The organism is Silvibacterium sp. (assembly GCF_047605705.1).
Lineage (GTDB): Bacteria > Acidobacteriota > Terriglobia > Terriglobales > Acidobacteriaceae > Silvibacterium.
Map to the genome: position 1 here is coordinate 1 of NZ_JASGFD010000073.1, position 17,793 is coordinate 17,793.

General features: G+C 65.0%; 16 protein-coding genes. 8 read left to right on the plus strand and 8 right to left on the minus strand.

Annotation, left to right across the window (positions count from 1 at the left end; translation table 11 throughout):
- From QM649_RS18515 to allB, 7 genes are all read right to left on the minus strand, one after another.
- Positions 1–742 (minus strand): M20/M25/M40 family metallo-hydrolase (locus QM649_RS18515; protein ID WP_415200558.1); only part of this gene is annotated, 742 nt, incomplete at its 3' end.
- Between the two features lie 182 nt (positions 743–924).
- Positions 925–1,749, minus strand: a complete 825-nt coding sequence (locus QM649_RS18520) for a cupin domain-containing protein (RefSeq protein WP_415200559.1) — start codon at positions 1,747–1,749, stop codon at positions 925–927.
- On the minus strand, positions 1,746–3,008 hold the full coding sequence (locus QM649_RS18525) for an allantoate amidohydrolase (RefSeq protein WP_415200560.1): 1,263 nt from the start codon (positions 3,006–3,008) through the stop codon (positions 1,746–1,748). The genes QM649_RS18520 and QM649_RS18525 overlap by 4 nt, the downstream gene beginning before the upstream one ends.
- A 9-nt stretch (positions 3,009–3,017) precedes the next feature.
- Complete coding sequence (pucL, locus tag QM649_RS18530) at positions 3,018–3,860, minus strand: factor-independent urate hydroxylase (RefSeq protein WP_415200561.1); 843 nt, start codon at positions 3,858–3,860, stop codon at positions 3,018–3,020.
- 2 nt (positions 3,861–3,862) lie between these two features.
- Positions 3,863–4,213: a hydroxyisourate hydrolase gene (uraH, locus tag QM649_RS18535; protein WP_415200562.1), complete on the minus strand. Its 351-nt coding sequence runs from the start codon at positions 4,211–4,213 to the stop codon at positions 3,863–3,865.
- Positions 4,198–4,767, minus strand: a complete 570-nt coding sequence (gene uraD / locus QM649_RS18540) for a 2-oxo-4-hydroxy-4-carboxy-5-ureidoimidazoline decarboxylase (RefSeq protein WP_415200573.1) — start codon at positions 4,765–4,767, stop codon at positions 4,198–4,200. Before uraD ends, uraH begins: the two co-directional genes overlap by 16 nt.
- A 199-nt stretch (positions 4,768–4,966) precedes the next feature.
- Complete coding sequence (gene allB / locus QM649_RS18545; RefSeq protein ID WP_415200563.1) at positions 4,967–6,325, minus strand: allantoinase AllB; 1,359 nt, start codon at positions 6,323–6,325, stop codon at positions 4,967–4,969.
- A 36-nt stretch (positions 6,326–6,361) separates the two neighbouring features.
- Between allB and QM649_RS18550 the strand changes: the two genes are divergently transcribed.
- The 6 genes from QM649_RS18550 to panC all read left to right on the plus strand — a co-directional run bounded on the left by QM649_RS18550 (position 6,362) and on the right by panC (position 13,603).
- Positions 6,362–6,841, plus strand: a complete 480-nt coding sequence (locus QM649_RS18550; RefSeq protein ID WP_415200564.1) for a nucleoside deaminase — start codon at positions 6,362–6,364, stop codon at positions 6,839–6,841.
- A 325-nt stretch (positions 6,842–7,166) separates the two neighbouring features.
- Entirely contained in the window at positions 7,167–8,561 is a 1,395-nt protein-coding gene (locus QM649_RS18555; protein ID WP_415200565.1) for an NAD(P)-dependent oxidoreductase, read from the plus strand.
- A complete protein-coding gene (preA, locus tag QM649_RS18560) occupies positions 8,554–9,969 on the plus strand; it encodes an NAD-dependent dihydropyrimidine dehydrogenase subunit PreA (RefSeq protein WP_415200566.1) in 1,416 nt (471 codons plus the stop codon). The genes QM649_RS18555 and preA overlap by 8 nt, the downstream gene beginning before the upstream one ends.
- Before the next feature lie 144 nt (positions 9,970–10,113).
- Positions 10,114–11,532, plus strand: a complete 1,419-nt coding sequence (locus tag QM649_RS18565; RefSeq protein ID WP_415200567.1) for an NCS1 family nucleobase:cation symporter-1 — start codon at positions 10,114–10,116, stop codon at positions 11,530–11,532.
- Positions 11,533–11,794: 262 nt separating this feature from the next.
- A complete protein-coding gene (gene panB / locus QM649_RS18570) occupies positions 11,795–12,712 on the plus strand; it encodes a 3-methyl-2-oxobutanoate hydroxymethyltransferase (protein ID WP_415200568.1) in 918 nt (305 codons plus the stop codon).
- A 39-nt stretch (positions 12,713–12,751) separates the two neighbouring features.
- Positions 12,752–13,603, plus strand: a complete 852-nt coding sequence (gene panC / locus QM649_RS18575) for a pantoate--beta-alanine ligase (RefSeq protein ID WP_415200569.1) — start codon at positions 12,752–12,754, stop codon at positions 13,601–13,603.
- 324 nt (positions 13,604–13,927) lie between these two features.
- Here panC and QM649_RS18580 read toward each other — a convergent pair whose 3' ends face one another.
- A complete protein-coding gene (locus QM649_RS18580; RefSeq protein WP_415200570.1) occupies positions 13,928–14,425 on the minus strand; it encodes a c-type cytochrome in 498 nt (165 codons plus the stop codon).
- Positions 14,426–14,798: 373 nt separating this feature from the next.
- Here QM649_RS18580 and QM649_RS18585 point away from each other — a divergent pair, with 373 nt between their 5' ends.
- Both QM649_RS18585 and QM649_RS18590 read left to right on the plus strand, forming a co-directional pair.
- Positions 14,799–15,134, plus strand: coding sequence for a PadR family transcriptional regulator (locus QM649_RS18585; RefSeq protein WP_415200571.1), 336 nt, complete (start codon positions 14,799–14,801; stop codon positions 15,132–15,134).
- A 297-nt stretch (positions 15,135–15,431) separates the two neighbouring features.
- Positions 15,432–17,793 (plus strand): ADOP family duplicated permease (locus QM649_RS18590; protein ID WP_415200572.1); only part of this gene is annotated, 2,362 nt, incomplete at its 3' end.

Sequence of the window (17,793 nt, forward strand, 5' to 3'; positions counted from 1 at the left end):
CGCGACGGCCGGGCATCAGGCGCGCGCCCGCGTGGCCGCCTTCGCCTTCGAGCAGGATGCGGTCGCTGGCCGGGGCGGCGATGGCGGTGACGAGGCCGAGCGGCAGACCTTCGGCTTCGAGGAGCGGTCCCTGCTCGATGTGCAGCTCGACGAAGGCGGCGTAGTGGCCGGGTGCGAGGCGGACGGTGGCGAGGTCGCCGTGGAAGCCCGCGCTCTCGCGGACCTCGCGCAGGGTGCGCGGCGCGGCGTCGGGCGTCTCGGTGGTGGTTTCGAGCAGGTTGTCGGCTTCAGGGCCGAGCGTGCCGGAGAGCAGGCGCGAGCCGAGGCAGCCGATGCCGAAGCGGGTGGGCTCCTCGGAGGTGAAGAGGATGAGCTCGAGCGAACGGCGCGGCTGGAAGCCGGCGGCCTTCAATGCGCGCAGCGCTTCTAGCCCGCCGAGGACGCCGACGGTGCCGTCGAAGCGGCCGGCGTGGGGGATGGCGTCGATGTGCGAGCCGGTGGCGACGGCGGGGAGCGCCGGCTCCGAGCCTTCCCAGCGGAAGAAGGTGTTGCCCACGGCATCTTCGCGGAGGGCGAGGCCGGCTTCGCGCGCCCGGTCCTTGAGCCAGGCGCGGGCGGCCTGATCCTGCGCGCTGAAGACGAGCCGGGTGACGGCGGGGCTGGGATCGGCAGAAAAGGTGGCGAGGTGGTCGAGCTCGTCATTGAGACGACTCGTTTGGATAGGGATGTGGGTGAGCGGCATGGTGTGTTGCTCCTGGCTTCACTTCTGGATGCGCTGCGGACATTCTGCCTTCCCACGTCTCAAGGTCGAGACGTGGGGCACCCGGGTTTGCACTGTTTCACTGCGGACATCTTTCTTCCCCACGCAAGCCAACTTCGGGCTTGCATGGGCCACCCGGGGTGTCGTTATGCTCCAGCTAGCAGCTAGCTGAGCGGGTGGCGGTTCCAGTCCTTGTAGATGAGGTACTTTGCTGCCGATTTGCCGAGTGCGCCGAACCACTGCGGGCAGTAGGGGCCCATCCAGATGAAGTCGCCTGCGGTGACGGGGTACCACTGGTCGCCGAGGCGGTAGATGCCGCCGCCTTCGAGCATGAGCAGGCCGTGCTCCATTACGTGCATTTCCACCTGCGAGAGCGCCGCGCCGGGCTGGTAAGTCATGGTGTTCACGGCGAAGTCGTAGGCTGGATCGTCGGGGATGAGCGTGCGCACGATGAGGTCGGGGTCGCCGTTGAGCGGCTGGCCGCCAACGGCCGTTTCGCTGCCGAGGATGGGCCGCGGCGTGGCAACGCCGGGCAGCGCGAGGTAGGGTTTCTCGATGACGGCGAGCACGGCGGCGGGGGATTTCTCCGGTGAGGGCACGGCAAAGGGAATGGGGCTTGAGGCGTCGATGCGCGCAGTTCGCTCCTCGGCCGCGCCTGCCTCGGCGGCGCGAATCACGCAGGGATCGGACTCGGGCAGATAGGCGTAGTCGCCGGGGCGCAGCGCGCGGGCTTGATTGTCGAGGCTTATCTCGGCGCGCCCGCTGATCACAAAAACGAATCGCTGGCCGGGCGTGGGGCCGAGCGCGCCTCCGGCCTCGAGCTCGGCGGTGTACCAGGTGAAGGCCGCCCCCATGGGGGGCGAGGTGTGCACGATGGCTTTGGCCGCTGTCATGCCGGGCAGCGGTGTGCGGATGAAGGCATCCGGGGTGTGCAGGGCGTGGCTGGCGCGGCGCACGCTGCGGGTGGCGCCGAGGTGATGCAGGGTCACGCGGTAAACCTCGCTTCAAAGAGTTCGAGCCATGCTACTCCGGCCTCGAGCGCGCGGGCTACGTCGACGGCTTTCACGGCCTCGTCGGGATGATGGCTGATGCCACCGGGCGAGCGCAGGAAGAGCATGGCGGAAGGCAGCTGCTCGGCCAGGATCATGGCGTCGTGCCCGGCGCCGGAGACGATGCGGAAGGGCGGCTGGCTTGCGGCGAGCAGCGCGGAGTCGGAGAGGATGGCGAGGCCTGCGTACAGTTCAACGGCGGGCTGGTCGAGTTCGAGGGTGATGGCGACCTCGAGATGCCGCCGCTGCGCGATGGCTTCAGCCTCGCTCTTCAGGCGGGTGAAGGCCGCGGTGCGGACGGCGTCCTGCGCGTGGCGAAGATCGAGCGAGCAGCGCGCGAGGCCGGGGATGACGTTGATCGCGCCGGGCTCGGCTGCGATGCGGCCGGTGGTGGCGACGAGGCCGGGTGTCTCCGCGGCGAGGGTCTCGGCGGCGAGCAGCCACTCCGCTGCCCCGGTGAGGGCGTCGCGGCGCAGGGCCATGGGCGTGGTGCCGGCGTGGCCTGCGCGCCCGCGAAAGGTAAGGGTCGCGCGCGTCTGCCCGGCGATGGCGTCGACCACGCCGAGCGCGAGACCCGCGTCTTCGAGCACCGGGCCCTGCTCGATGTGGAACTCGAGATAGGCGCGCGTGGCGGGATGAATGACAGCCTCGATGGCCTCGGGATGCGTGTCGGCAAAGGCCGCGAGCGCGGTGGCCATGGGGATGCCGTTCGCGTCCTCGCGCGCGAGCTGCGGCGGGCCAAGCCTGCCGACGAGTGCGCGGCTTCCGACGAAGGGCAAGCCGTAGCGGACGCCTTCTTCATCCGAAAAGCCGATGACTTCGAGGCCGAGCAACGGATGCGTTTCGCCCACGGCCTCGGCGAGCGCGATGCCGAGCAGCACGCCGAGAATGCCGTCGTACCTGCCGGCGTTGGGCACGGTGTCGAGATGCGAGCCGATCATCAGCCGCAGCGGCGCATCGGGATGGAGCACGCCGCGCAGGTTGCCGGCGCGATCGACGGCGACTTCCATGCCGGCTGCCTCCATCCAGGTGGAGACGAGGCGCAGACAATCCTCCATAGCGGGCGAGAGAAAGGTGCGGGTGATGCAGCCGGGCTCATCGGTGAAGCGTGCGAGCCGTTCGCAGCGGCCGAGGATCTCCTCGGCGCGTTCTGCATAGCTGCGGTGGTGCTTTTCCGGCGGATGCCTGAGCGAGGACATGGATGCCTCCTACGCGCGTTCTACGGTGGCTTCAATCGAGCCGTGGGGCTCATCGGTGGGCACGAAGATGGTGTTCGGGTTGTCGAGGCCGAAGGGCGTGAGGTCGACGAGGTTGCAGTGCTTGTTGGGCAGCCGCAGGTGGACGAAGGCGATCTCCTCGACCGCGCCCAGCGCGGCTTCACCCATGGCGTAGAGCGTCTGCTGCACGGATAGGCTGCGATGCCGGGCGAAGGCGGCGAGCAGCGCATCGGTGGCGGCGGCGCGCGTGGCGGCGAAGTCAGTGGGCTCGACGGCATAGCGCCACTCGACGGTGGCGAGGGTGCCGAAGAGCCGGTCTTCGGTCTCGCGCAGGGTGGTGAGGGGGTCGCGGAGGAAGCCGGTGAAGCCGGATTTTGCTGTCTTGAGCAGCGAAAGGTTGGTGAATCCGGAGGTAATGGTGGTTGTGTCTGGAGAAATTGTCACCGTAGCGGTTTCAAATGCGTCACCCGCGTGGGTGAAGGCGTCGGCAAAGCTCTCGCCGTCGGCCGCGATCGGCGCCCACGGCGTGGAGCGGATGGAGATGGAAGCTGTGGCGGCATACGGGCTGGCGGCGAGCAGGTGGCGGCCCAGCTCGAGGGCAAAGTCCTCCATGGTAATGGCGGAGGAGGTGCGCGCCAGCGCGTAGACGGTGTTCTTCATCGTGTCCGTGGGCAGGATGCGTGCGTTGCTTCCGGTGGTGAAGGCGGTCTCGAAATCACCTTCGAGCGCGATCTCGACGGTCCACTCGAAGAGGCGATGCGGGCTGAACTCGCGCGAGAGCTTCATGAGGCGGACACGCGATTTGCCGTAACGATTGGCGCCTAACCTGAACATGTTCAGCTTCCCCGGTAGGTGGTGTATCCGTTGGCGGTCAGCAGCAGGGGGATGTGATGGTGTACGGCGTCGCGCACGGTGAAGGCGATGGAGACTTCCGGATAGAGGCCTTCGATGCCGAGCCGCGCGTGGTAGTCGCCGGTAAGAAAAGTAAGGCGATAATCGCCGGGTTCGAGGCGCTCGCCGGCGGGCATCAGCTCGCGCACGCGGCCGTCGGCGTCAGTGGTGGCGGCGCGCAGATGCCGCCAGTGCCCGTCGTGCCGGCGATCGAGCGTGACGCGAATGCCCGCGGCGGGCTTGCCCAGCGTGGTGTCGAGTACATGCGTGGAGAGTGTGGTCAAGCGTTCAGCCATTTTTGGATCCGTAAGCGCGTGATCTGTCTCTGTTGTTCGGCGGCCTCGCGCAACTCGGTGGCGGGGTCGTTCGCCAGCCGCTGCTCGAGGATCGCCAGCATCTCTTCGGCGGTTTTGCCGGTGGCGCAGACGATGTAGATGCGGCCGAAGCGGGCTTCGTACGCGGCGTTGCCTGCACGCAGCCGCTGTTGTGTATCGTCGGAAGCGAGCGCGGCGCGGGCTTGCTCCTGCGCGGACCATGTTGCCGATTGCGCTTCGGCCGAAGCAGTTGCTTTGCGTTCGCCTATGCGTTCTCCGATGCGTGGATGATTGCGGAAGGCTTCGTCCCAGTCGTCCGCTGAGAGCGACCACCAGATGCGGTCGGCTTCGGTGAGGAGCGTGGAGACGTCGGCGACAGGACGGCGTGCGGCCATCGCATGCGCCCAGGCACGCGAGCCGCAGCAGGCGAGCAGCAGGGCGGCGGCTTCCTTGGCAGGCAGCAGGTTCCACTGCGCGAGAGTCGGCGCGGGCGTCGCGCCGCTGGTGCTTGCGATCAGGCTGCCAGGAGTGGCGATGCTCTCCTCCGTATCTGTGGATGAACGGGTTGAGACGAAAGGGCTACCGCTGGATGCCCGCCGGAAAATTGCCCCATGATACTACGCTGCTTCGCGCGGAGCGACAGCTGCGCGCAGGGCGACTTGCCTTCGTCCTCCGCTCCCGTTGGTCGCGCGCTGGATATGTTGTGAGAGTCGCGTGAAGCGGCTGCAGGCCGGCTTATATCGCGCGTCCCTGCAGATCGCTCGCAAAGCTCGCGTGGCCTTGCGTGAGGTCGCAGATCTTTTCTCCGCGCAGGTATGTAGCCATCACCCGTCCGCGCAGCATTTCACTTACGTAAGGTGAGAGGGCGTGGCGGCTGTGGAGATCGTTCGCGCTCACGTGGAACTCGGCATCGGGATCGAAGACGACGAGGTCGCAGTCACGGCCTGCCGCGATGGCGCCTTTGCGGGCTTCGAGCCCGGCGAGGTGCGCGGGTCCTGCGCTCATCAGTCTTGCGATCTCCGTGAGGCCGAAGCCGCGTGCGGAGAGGCCGGTCCACACTACGGGCAGCGCGACGGCGAGGCTGGCGATGCCTCCCCAGGCGAGATCGAATCTGCCTTCTTCAAATTTTTTCATTGCTGGCGGGCAGGGCGAGTGGTCGGTGGCGACGAGATCGATGACGCCTTCGCGGACGGCCTCCCACAACTGCTCGCGGTTGGCGCGGCTGCGGATGGGCGGCGCGCACTTGTGCAGGGTGCTGGCGTCGGGGATCTCTTCGGCGGCGAAGTGGAGATAGTGCGGGCAGGTCTCGACGGTGACGGGCAGCCCTTCGGCGCGGGCCTGGCGCAGCATGGGCACGGCCTGCGCCGTGGCCAGATGCACGATGTGCAGGCGGAAGCGATAGCGACGGCAGAGCGCGAGAAGGATGCGAATGGCGGAGAGCTCGGCCTCGTCGGGGCGCGAGGCGAGATAGGTTGCGTACCGGCGCCAGTCGTTACTTGTCTCGTTCAGCATTGCCGTTGCAGCCGCTATGGGCTCTTCCAGCTCGGCGTGTACGAGCAGCGGCAGGCCGGTAGTGGCGACGTGCGGCAGCGCTGCCTCGAGCTGCTGGAGCGAGACCATCTGGAAGCCTTCGCAGCCGGGGTAGATGAGGAAGCACTTGTATCCGCGCACACCTGCTGCGGCGAGCGGTGCGACGTCGGCGGCGTTGTCTCCGGCGACGCCTCCCCATGCGGCCCAGTCGACGAGACACTTGCTGTAGGCAGCGCTCCGCTTGGCTTCAAGTGCCGCGACGTTGGTGGTTTCGGGCAGGCAGTTGAGCGGCATATCGACGAGCGTGGTGATGCCGCCGGCTGCAGCGGCGCGGGTCGCGGTGCGAAAGCCTTCCCACTCGGTGCGGCCGGGCTCGTTGATGTGGACGTGGCTGTCGATGAGGCCGGGCAGCAGCGCGAGCGTGCCGAAGTCGTGCACGGCGTAGCCGGCGGGGATCTCCGAGGGAGCGCAAACGGCGCGAATGATGCCTTCGTCTTCGAGAACGGCAGCGGAATGAATCCCATCCGGCAGAACGACGCATGTGGAGACGAAGGCCTGTGCCATACTGCGTATGATTTCCGCACGCGGAGGAGATGGCAAGTGGGAAAGAGTCCGAACCCGGAGTTTATGCGGCGCGCCATCGAGCTGGCGACGCGCAATGTGCAGTCGGCGGCGGGCGGCCCGTTCGCGGCGGTCATCGTGAGGGATGGCGTGATTGTGGGCGAGGGCGCGAACTCTGTAACCGCCACGAACGATCCCACGGCGCACGGCGAGGTGGTGGCGATCCGCGACGCGTGCGCGCGGCTGGGCGTTTTCTCGCTCGAGGGCTGCGAGATGTACACCAGCTGCGAGCCCTGTCCGATGTGCCTGGCGGCCAGCTACTGGTCTCGCCTGGAGGCCGTGTATTACGGCAACGATTGCCATGCCGCGGCGCGCGCGGGCTTCGACGATGCGTTTCTCTACGAGCAGTTCCGGCTGGACCGCGAATTACGCCGGATGCCATCACAGCAGGTGCTTGCTTCCGATGCGTGGGAGAGCTTCGCAGCGTGGATCGACTCCACGGAGAAAATAGAGTACTGACTGCTGCGCGCAGGGCGATTTGCTTCGCGTGGCGCTCCCGCTGGTCGCGATTCGATGGATTCACTCAGGAGAGAAACCGCAGGGCCCTCTACTTCGGCCGGGATGACACTGTGTTTGTTGTATACCTGACCCATGATCGCGACCAGCAGGAGCGCGTGCCGAAGGCAAAGGGCCCGCACGGCCAGTGCCGCGACCAGCGGGAGCGGGGGCCGTAGGCGGATCGCCCTACGCGCGGTAGTAGACTGAGGGCTTTAACCATCGCGGTGTGGAGTGGGTTGCCGGTGGCGTTGCTGCCCGGGGTGGTGATTTCTATCTGGAGTGCGCCATGGGCGATGAAGTGCGATGTTTTTCCAGTGCGGATAGTTCTTCCGATGCAGGCAGTTCTCTCGGTGTGGAGAGAGAGTCCGCGGCGGTGTTCGAGGGCGAGCGCTACGCATCGATCCGGGCCCGCTTCGGCGATCTGCATCCGCCGCTGGGCGCGCAGGCCGCGGTGGTGGAAGCGACGCGCTGCCTGAATTGCTTTGACGCGCCCTGCACGGCTGCGTGCCCTACGCATATCGACGTGCCGCGCTTTATCAAGAAGATTGCGACGGGGAATCTCGACGGCTCGGCGCGCACGATCCTCGATGCGAACGTGCTGGGCGCGAGCTGCTCGCGCGTGTGCCCGGTGGAGGTGCTGTGCGAGGGCGCGTGCGTGATGCATGGCGTGAACGAGAAACCGATCGAGATTGCGCGGCTGCAGCGCCATGCGATGGACCGCTTTCATGCACGCGGTGGCCAGCTGGCGAAGAAGCACGAGGCGCGGCCCGGGCGCGTAGCCTGCATCGGCGCGGGGCCTGCGTCGCTGGCCTGCGCGGCGGAGTTGGCGCAGCAGGGCTTTTCTGTAACCGTGTTTGATCGGAATCCGCTGCCGGGTGGTTTGAACACCTATGGCGTGGCCGAGTATAAGCTCTCGACGAAGGCGAGCCTTGAGGAGATCGCACTGATTGCCACGGCGGGCGTCGAGTTTCGCTTTGGGTCGGACGTGGACGCAGCGATGCTCGCAAAGCTCGAAGAAGAATACGACCTGATCTTTCTCGGCGTAGGGCTTGGCGCTCCGAATGCGCTGGCGATTCCCGGAGGCGATCATCCGGCGGTGATCGATGCGCTGACGTTTATCGCCGACTACAAGACGGCGCGGCGCACACGTGTGAGCGGCAATGTCGTGGTCATCGGCGCGGGGAACACGGCGATCGATGCAGCGAATGCCGCACGGCGGCTGGGCGCGGATGAGGTGTCCATCGTGTACCGGCGCGGGCCGGAGAGCATGTCGGCTTTCGCCTTCGAGTACGAGCATGCCAAGCAGGAAGGTGTGCGATTTTTTTGGGAGACGCAGCCGGTGCGCGTGGTCGCGGAGGATGCTCTTTTGGAATATCTCCACTGCACGAAGTTAGACGCGTCACTGCATCCCGTGCCGGGCTCGGAGTTTGACCTTCCGTGCGACCTCATTATTCCTGCAATCGGGCAATCGCCACTGCTGACGCTGCTGGAATCGCTGCCCGGCATTGCGCTGGAGGGCGGCCGCGTGGGGATCGAGCGCGCAACGGGAAAAACTTCGCATGAGAAATATTTCGCCGGCGGCGACTGCGTGAACGGTGGCCGCGAGGTGGTGGATGCTGTCGCGGACGGCAAGCGGGCCGCGCGTGCGATGACTGCGGCACTGGAGGTGCGCTATGCGTGAGCCGAAACTGGATGTGAACTTCGCGGGCATCGCGTCTCCAAACCCTTTCTGGCTGGCTTCCGCGCCGCCGACGAACACGGGCGAGCAGATCATGCGCGCCTTCGACGCGGGCTGGGGCGGCGCGGTGTGGAAGACGATTGGCGAGCCGGTGACGAACGTCTCTTCCCGCTATTCGTCTATCGACTGGCAGGGGCAGCGCATGATGGGTCTGAACAATATCGAGCTCATCAGCGACCGGCCCATCGAAGTAAATCTGCGCGAGATGGCGGAGGTGAAGCGCCGTTATCCGAAGCACGCGGTGATTGCGTCGTTGATGGTGGAATCGAAGCGCGAGACGTGGCATGACATCGTGCGGCGCTCGGAAGATGCAGGCGCGGATGGGCTGGAGCTGAACTTCGGCTGCCCGCACGGTATGAGCGAACGCGGCATGGGCTCGGCTGTGGGCCAGGTGCCCGAGTACACCGAGATGATCACCGCATGGGTGAAGGAAAAGGCGCGCACGCCGGTGATCGTGAAGCTCACGCCGAACATCACGGACATCCGCGTGATGGCGCGTGCGGCGAAGCAGGGCGGCGCGGATGCGGTGTCCGCAATCAACACGATCAACTCGATTACCAGCGTCGATCTCGACACGTTGACGGCGCGGCCCAACGTCGATGGGAAATCCTCGCATGGCGGTTACTGCGGCCCGGCGGTGAAGCCGATTGCGTTGAACATGGTGCAGCAGATCGCGTCCGATATCGATATTCCGATCTCGGGCATTGGTGGCGTGGCGACGTGGCGCGATGCGGCGGAGTTCATCCTGCTGGGCTCGGGCACGGTGCAGGTGTGCACGGCGGCGATGCACTACGGATATCGCATCGTGGAAGACATGATCGATGGGCTGGCGACGTGGATGCGCGAGAAAAGCTATGCGTCGATCGAGGACTTCCGTGGCCTCAGTGTGCCGCGTGTGACGGAGTGGAAGCATCTCAATCTGAATTACAAGATTATTGCGCACATCAACGAGTCGAAGTGCATCGGCTGCGACCTGTGCATGATTGCCTGTTGGGATGGTGCACATCAGTGCATCCATAGAGATAGAGTCAGCGGCGAGGTGAACGGGCCGGTCGAGCTGCACACAGCGCCTTCGGTGATCGAGGCGGTGTCGCGCGCAAGCATCGCAGTCACACCCATTGCCAAACTGGATGCGTCGGCCACCGGTACAGCGTATGGGCTCACGCCGCTCGAACGCATTCCGCGTGTGGATGAGACCGAGTGCGTGGGGTGCAATCTCTGCTCACTGGTGTGCCCGGTGGAGGAGTGCATCACGATGGTGGAAGTGCCGACGGGACGTGAGCCTGAAACGTGGGAGGAGCGCACGCGCGGCGCGAGCTGTGCCGTGCCTTCTCCGATGATGGAGCAATAGGGATGTGTATTCCCACGTCTCAGATGCGAGACGTGGGGCACCCTTATCCTCGCTGGGTGAGAGAGCCGCAGGTCCCTCTGCTGCGCTCGCTCTGCTCGAGATGACAAGTTGATGTGTTAACGATTGGCATGAGGGCAAGCAGCCATGACGAGCGGTCCGGCAGTGGCAATCGACGAAGCAGGCCAGCATGATGCCGGTCTCTATAATGCGGACCTCGCGCCGACGACCGCGGCGCATCGCACCTGGGGCACCTATAACTACCTGTCGTTGTGGTTCTCCATGTCGATGGAGGTCAGCACGTACATGCTGGCCTCGGGGCTGATTGCCGGCGGCATGAACTGGAAGCAGGCGATTGTCACTATCCTGCTCGGCAATCTCATCGTTCTCGTGCCACTGCTGCTCAATGCGCATGCGGGCGCGAAGTATGGCATCCCGTTTCCGGTGCTGGTGCGTGCGCCCTTCGGCACGCGCGGCGCGAATGTGCCGGCGGTGCTGCGCGCGATCGTGGCGTGCGGGTGGTTCGGGATTCAGTCGTGGATCGGCGGACAGGCCATCCACTCGATGTTGCTGGTGGCGTGGCCTGCAGCGGCGGCGCTGCCGTGGACGATGGGCGTGTGCTTCCTCGGCTTCTGGGCGTTGAACATGGCGGTGGTGTGGAAGGGCGTGGAAAGCATTCGCTTTCTGCAGGGTTTCTCCGCGCCGTTCATGTTTGTGATGTCGATCGCGCTGCTTATCTACGCGCTGGTGAAGGCGGGCGGCTTCGGGCCGATGTTGTCGAAGCCGAGCCATTTCCATTCGACGGGCGCATTCCTGCGCTTCTTCTTTCCTTCGCTTACGGCGATGGTGGGCTACTGGGCAACGCTCGCTCTCAACATCCCCGACTTCACGCGCTTCTCGAAGTCGCAGCATGCGCAGGTGGTGGGGCAGGCCTTTGGATTGCCCGTGGCGATGACGCTCTACTCGTTTGTGGGCGTGGCGGTCACGTCGGCCTCGGCGGTGATCTTCGGACAGGCGATCTGGAATCCGATTGAGCTGCTGGGGCGCTTCCATCAGCCCTTCGTCGCGTTCATCGCCATGATTGCGCTGCTGGTGGCCACGCTGAACGTGAATGTCGCGGCGAATGTGGTCTCGCCGTCGAATGACATTTCGAACCTGAGCCCGCGCAGGATCTCCTTCCGCATGGGTGGGCTCATCACCGGCTTTCTCGGTCTCGCCATGATGCCGTGGAAGCTGATGGCGACCTTCTCGAGCTACATCTTCGGCTGGCTGGTGGGGTATTCGGGGCTGCTGGGGCCGGTGGCGGGAATCATGGTGGCGGACTACTTCGTAATTCGTAAGAGACGACTGAACGTAGACGACTTATATCGCCACAGTGGCAGTTACGAATATGCGAACGGCATCAATCCGCGGGCGATGGTGGCGCTTGTCTTTGGAGTCGTAGCGGCGCTGAGCGGGCGGTTTGTGACTCCGCTGCACTGGCTGTATGACTATGCGTGGTTCACGGGGTTTCTGCTGGCGGGTGGGTTGTATCTGCTGCTGATGAATAGAAATCGCGAAAGTTGAGAGTTGTGCCTTCCCACCTCTCTTCGAGAGATGGGGCACCCTTGTTCTCGCTATGCACAAAAACCTGCGGGTTTCTCCGCTTTGCTGCGGCCGGAATGACAAAGAAAATGGCTCCTGATTGCGACCGGCGGGAGCGGAAACTCGGCCTGCACGGGCAAGAGCGCGCCGGAGGCGCAGTTGCCTGGACGGCCAGTCCGGCGTATCGTCGAATATTGTGTTCGGGTGGCATCCCCCGTGAGCGGGGAGCTGCACTGGAGAAGTCATGAGTCTTACCAATTTCCGCAGCGCCGGATCCGGCGCGCCTGCTCCGAAGGTGACCTTCCCCTTCCTGCAGGAAAAGAAGCGCGCACACGCGCTGATCACCGCTCTTACAGCCTATGATTACGCCACCGCGCGGCTCATCGATGAGTCCGGCGTGGACATGATCCTTGTCGGCGATTCGCTGGCCATGGTCGTGATGGGGCAGGACAACACGCTGGCCGTCACCGTGGACGAGATGCTGCATCACACGCGTGCGGTGCGCCGTGCGGTGAAGCGCGCCATCGTCGTCGCCGATATGCCCTTTGGCTCCTACCACGTGAGCATTGCTGAGAGCGTTGCCAACGCGGTGCGCTTCATCAAGGAAGGCGGCGCCGAGGCGGTGAAGATCGAGGGCGGAGCCTCGCGCTGCGAGCTGGTGGAACGCCTTGTCGACGCCGAGATTCCCGTCGTCTGCCACATGGGGCTTACGCCGCAGGCGGTGCATCGCATGGGCGGCTACAAGGTGCAGGGCAAGACGGCTGCGGCGGCCGAGGAGATGATCCGCGACGCGCGCATGCTGGAGGCCGCGGGCGCTTCGGTGATGGTGCTCGAAGGCGTGCCACGCGAGGTTGCGGAAAAGATCACAGCACAGTTACATATTCCGACCATCGGCATCGGCGCGGGTCCGGATTGCGATGGACAGATTCTCGTCTTCCACGATCTGGTGAACCTCAGCTTCTCGCAGCCCGCGAAGTTCGTGCGTCAGTATGCCGATGGCGCAGCGCTCTTTCGCGGAGCCATTGAGAGCTATGTGCGCGATGTGGAGACACGCGCCTTCCCCAGCGAGCAGGAGAGCTATCACCTGGCGAAGAATGTGGCCGCGGCTCTCGATCTCGATGCTTCGGTGGACGACCCGGAAGCGATACTTCGGGAAGCATAGCCCGCGAGGGCGTGAAGCTTAACTCATCAAGGAAATCAAATGCAGGTAGTACGAACGGTTGCGGAAACGCGCGCCGCGCTGTGGGCGCTGCGCGCGGGGCAGGGCACGGTGGGTTTTGTGCCGACGATGGGCGCGCTGCACGAGGGGCACCTCTCGCTGGTGCGTGCGGCGAAGGCCGGTTGCGGTGTGGTAGTGGCGAGCATCTTCGTGAACCCGACGCAGTTCGGGCCGAACGAGGACTTCGCGAAGTATCCGCGCACTTTTGAGGCGGACTGCGCGCTTCTCGAGGCCGAGGGCGTGGATGTGGTCTTCGCGCCGCAGGTGGAGGAGATGTATCCCGAGGGTGCGGCGACGTTCGTGGAGGTCGAGGGCATCAGCGATCGCCTGGACGGTGTCTCAAGGCCTGGGCATTTTCGCGGCGTGGCCACGGTAGTGGCGAAGTTGTTTCACATTGTGCAGCCGGATCGTGCGTACTTCGGGCAGAAGGACGCGGCGCAGGTGGCGGTGCTGCGACGCATGGTGCGCGAGCTGCACTTTCCTCTGGAGCTGGTGGCGTGCCCTACGGTGCGTGAGGCCGATGGCCTGGCGATGAGCTCGCGCAACCGGTATCTCAGCGCGGAGGAGCGGCAGCAGGCGCTGGTGCTGAAGCGCGCGCTCGATGCCATCACGGAGAAGTATGCCGCGGGCGAGCGCGATGCGGCGGCTCTGCGCGAGGCTGGCCTGCGTGTGATTGCACAGGAGCCGGCGGCGAAGCTGGATTATCTGAAGCTGGTTTCTCCGCTCACTCTGGAAGACGTGCAGCACGCGGAGGGAGAGACATTGGTTGCGATTGCAGCGTGGGTGGGAGCGACGCGGTTGATCGACAACGTGGTGATCGGAAGCAGGGTGTAGGGGATAGGGTGTAGAGCGAAGGCCCGGCGTATGCCGGGCCTTCGCTTTTTCCGGGTGTGATCGAGAATTGTGCTTTCCCGCCCAAGCGGAGCTGGGACGGGGCACCCTTATCCTAATTTGTTTCATGTCAATGGTGGGATGGTTTGAGGATGTGATCCCACGTCTCAGAATCGAGACGTGGGGCACCCTGGTTTCTCTGTTCTTCCCCGTTGTTCTCTAACCGGATAGAGAGAACTGCAGGTTCCTCCACTTCGCGGAACGATAAAGCCGTTCCACTTCGGTCGGAAGGACAGATTTCGTTTTTACGCTCTCATCGGAGCCCTGTTACTGCTGTGGCTTTGGCGCGTCGTGGTGCTCTTCGGCGGCTGGCGGGGTGAAGTGTTCCGGCATGGCGCTGCCGCGATGGCAGGTGGCGCAGCCGACCTTCTTGTCCTCTGGCGTGGCGTCAGGGTCCTGGATCTGCGACATGAATTTCTGGTTGATCTCGGCGGTCATCGCGATCATGGTGCGCGCGGTGGCCTTCTCGGGTTTTGCGTCGGAGGCGAAGTCCATGTGGTGCGTCTGCGGGTTCTGCTCGTGGCAGTAGCTGCAGTGGACGCCGAGCGCCTGCGAGTAGTTGTGCATCAGGTTCATCAGGTCAGGGGCGGAGATGTCCTTGGGGAGCACCTTGAGATTGGTCGGCTGCGGCATAGCCATCATGCCAGGATGCGGCGGCGGTGCGTCCTGTCCGGCTGGAGAAGCGGACGAGGAGGACGCGGCGAGGGCAAAGGGGGCGAGAAAGAGCGTGGCGGCGAGAAGTGCAGTCACGTGCGGGCGGCGCATGCGGGAACCTCGGAGGGGTATCGGCCTTGCCGATCCATTGTGCCACGGCTGCTTCGCGCGGGGCGATTCTCCTTCGGCACTCGCTCCCTTCGGTCGCGGGGGCTGGAGTCCTCGTGACTTGACGGTGGGGGACATTCTTCCCACGTCTCAGAATCGAGACGTGGGGCACCCGGGTTGTTCCTTGTCTGATAGAGAGAGCCGCAGGTTCCTCCACTACGCTCGCCTTTGGCTCGCTTCGGTCGGAATGACCCATATCCCCTGCTTTTTGCATTCTTTCCTTGACCGTCTAGGAGAGTGCGGGTAGATTCTGTTTCAGGCTTCTCTCCTAGATTGGCAAGGAGAGAGGTCGAAGAAGGCGGGCGGAGGATATCGGATGGGAAAGAAGCAGCTGGAGCTGCTGCAGGGCACGCTCGACATGTTGATCCTGAAGGCGGTCTCGCTGGGGCCGCTGCACGGCTATGGAGTGTTGCTGCGGATTCAGCAGATTTCGGGCGAGGAGCTCGAGATTCAGCAGGGATCGCTGTATCCGGCGCTCTATCGGCTGGAGCATCAGGGCGCAATTGCGAGCGAGTGGGGCGAGTCGGAGAACAAGCGGCGCGCCAAGTATTACCAGCTCACGGCCACGGGCAGGGCGCTGCTCAAGGATGAGACCGAGAAGTGGAACCGCATGGCGGGGGTGATTGCGGGAGTGTTGAAGGCGCGGGCGTAGGTCTTTCCCACGTCTCTTCGAGACATGGGGCACCCGGGATCTTCGCAGCCTTTGGGGTTCGTGCTCTCCCACCCAAGCGGAGCTTGGATGGGGCACCCGTATCCTCTCTGGCCACGGAGAACCGCAGGTTCCTCCACTGCGCTTGGCCTTTCGGCTCGCTTCGGTCGGAATGACAGGAGTGAGAAGGCGTTTCGCTCTGGCTGGAATGACGGAGTTCGATGGTTTTCGGATATTTGTAACTGTTGTGATGGCAAATGGGCGGGAGGCTCTATGCGCAGGGGCGTGAGAGGTGAGGCGGTGCGGTGGTGGTCGCAGGCAGGTTCGTGGCTGCGCGCAGCTGCGGGCCGGCGGCGCCTGGAGCGCGAGATGGATGAGGAGCTGGCCTTCCATCTGGAATGCCGTGTAGCGGACCTGGTGGAGCGCGGCATGTCGCCGGAGGCCGCGGCGCGGCAGGCGCGGATCGAATTTGGAGGCGTGACGATGCACAAGGAAGAGATGCGGGCCTCGCTGGGGCTGCGGTTGTGGGATGACCTGCGCGCGGATATCCGCTATGCGTGGCGGATGTTGGCGAAGAGCCCGGTGTTTACGGCGATTGCGATTGCATCGCTGGCGCTGGGCATCGGCGCGAATACGGCGATCTTCACGCTGGCCAAGGAAATGCTGCTGGACCGGCTGCACGTGCCGCAGCCGGAGGAATTGCGCCTGCTGCGCTGGGAGGCTCCGAAGAACAGCATTGTGCACCATACGTGGGGGACCTGGGGGCCCACGGCCGATGGCGGCAATACGAGCACCTCGTTCAGCTACCCGGTGTACCGCGCGCTGCAGGAGCAGAACCGGAAGCAGGGCGTGCTTGAGGATCTCTTCGCCTTCAAAGGGATCGGCCAGGTGACGGTGACCGTGGACGGGCAGGCGCAGGTAACGCAGGCGGAGATGGTCTCCGGCAATTACTACAGCGGCCTGGACGTGACGCCATCGCTGGGGCGCGGTATTGCGCCGGCCGACGATGCGGTGGAAGGCGCGGGCGCGGTGGTGGTCATCAGCGACGGCTTCTGGCGCCGCGCGTTTGGGGCTTCGCCGAAGGTGATCGGCAAGGTGATTGCAATGAACGGCAAGCCCTTCACGGTGATCGGCGTAAATCCGCCGGAGTTTACCGGTGCGAAGAGCGCGAACCAGTCGCCGCAGGTGTTTGTGCCGTTCAGCATTCAGCCGGTGCTGATTCCGCAGGGCAAGGCTCCGATCCTCGAAGATACGGGCTTCTGGTGGATGCAGGTGATGGCGCGGCGGAAGGCGGGTGTGACGCAGGCGCGCGCGGAGGCGGCTCTGTCGGCTGCGTTGTCGGCGAGCATCCACAGCCTGAACATGGGCAAGCCGGGCGAATCGATACCGAAGGTCAAGCTGGGGGATGGCAGCCGCGGCGAGAATCAGGCAGCGGGCGCGTTCCGGCAGCCGGTCACGGTGCTGCTGTCGGTGTCCGGACTGGTGCTGTTGCTGGCCTGCGCGAATCTGGCGAACCTGCTGCTGGCGCGAGCCTCCGCGCGTGAGCGGGAGATGGCGGTGCGGCTGGCGCTGGGAGCGGGACGCGCGCGCGTGATGCGGCAGGTGCTTACGGAGAGCCTGATGCTCTCCTTCGCAGGCGGAGCGGCGGGCTTTGCGCTGGGCTGGGCGAGCCGCGACGTGATTCCGAAGCTGATGAGCGATCCGTGGGACCCGGCGCTGCTTTCCTCGCGGCTGGACTGGGGTGTGCTGGCGTTTACGGCGGGGCTCTCGCTGGTGACCGGGCTGCTCTTCGGCATCGCTCCGGCGCTGCGTTCGACGCAGGTGCAGGCCAGCTCCGGTCTGAAGGACAATGCGGTGACGGTGACGCGGCGGCGCACGGGCTACGCGGGCAAGGGAATCGTGGTCTTCCAGGTGGCGCTTTCGACGCTGCTGGTGGTGGGCGCGGGACTCTTTCTGCGGACGCTGGGCAATTTGAACGACATCGACCCGGGCTTTCGCGTGGATCACCTGCTGCTGGTGGACCTGAATCCACCTACGGCGCAGTACTCCGCGGAAAAGGCCATTGCGCTGCATGAAGAGATTGCGCGGCGGATGGCGGCGGTGCCGGGCGTGGAGTCGGTGACGGCGTCGATGTCCGCGCTGGTGGCGGGCAGCATGAGCAGTTATGGCTGGACGCCGCAGGATGGCGCGGTGCGGAAGTTCGACGATAGCTCGTTGACGAACTTTGTCGGCGACCATTTCTTTGCCACGATGGGCATTCCGCTGATCGCGGGCCGCGACTTTGGCGCACAGGACTCGCCGACGGCGGAGAAGGTGGGCATCGTGAACGAGTCATTGGCGCGGCAGGCGTGGGGCGGGGCCAGTGCGCTCGGGCGGCACTTCACGACGAACAACGTGGTCTACACGGTGGTCGGCGTGGTGAAGGACACGGCTTATGACGATCTGCACAAGGCGCGTCCGCCGCAGTTCTTCCTGGATTATCGCCAGCTGCCGGAGGCCACCGACGGGTTGACCTATGAGATCCGTACGCATGTGAAGGCGGCGAGCCTCGTGCCCGCGCTGCAGAAAGCCGTGGCCGGCATCGATCCCAATCTGCCGTTGAGCGCAGTGCGCACGCAGCAGGAGCAGATCAACGCGACGCTGGGCGACGAGCGCATGTTCG

Bases quoted from the DNA above. Each gene is read 5' to 3' on its own strand.
- QM649_RS18525 (WP_415200560.1), bottom strand. From the start codon at position 3,008: ATGTCCTCGCTCAGGCATCCGCCGGAAAAGCACCACCGCAGCTATGCA.
- pucL (WP_415200561.1), bottom strand. From the start codon at position 3,860: ATGTTCAGGTTAGGCGCCAATCGTTACGGCAAATCGCGTGTCCGCCTC.
- uraH (WP_415200562.1), bottom strand. From the start codon at position 4,213: ATGGCTGAACGCTTGACCACACTCTCCACGCATGTACTCGACACCACG.
- allB (WP_415200563.1), bottom strand. From the start codon at position 6,325: ATGGCACAGGCCTTCGTCTCCACATGCGTCGTTCTGCCGGATGGGATT.
- QM649_RS18555 (WP_415200565.1), top strand. From the start codon at position 7,167: ATGGGCGATGAAGTGCGATGTTTTTCCAGTGCGGATAGTTCTTCCGAT.
- preA (WP_415200566.1), top strand. From the start codon at position 8,554: ATGCGTGAGCCGAAACTGGATGTGAACTTCGCGGGCATCGCGTCTCCA.
- QM649_RS18565 (WP_415200567.1), top strand. From the start codon at position 10,114: ATGACGAGCGGTCCGGCAGTGGCAATCGACGAAGCAGGCCAGCATGAT.
- panB (WP_415200568.1), top strand. From the start codon at position 11,795: ATGAGTCTTACCAATTTCCGCAGCGCCGGATCCGGCGCGCCTGCTCCG.
- panC (WP_415200569.1), top strand. From the start codon at position 12,752: ATGCAGGTAGTACGAACGGTTGCGGAAACGCGCGCCGCGCTGTGGGCG.
- QM649_RS18580 (WP_415200570.1), bottom strand. From the start codon at position 14,425: ATGCGCCGCCCGCACGTGACTGCACTTCTCGCCGCCACGCTCTTTCTC.
- QM649_RS18585 (WP_415200571.1), top strand. From the start codon at position 14,799: ATGGGAAAGAAGCAGCTGGAGCTGCTGCAGGGCACGCTCGACATGTTG.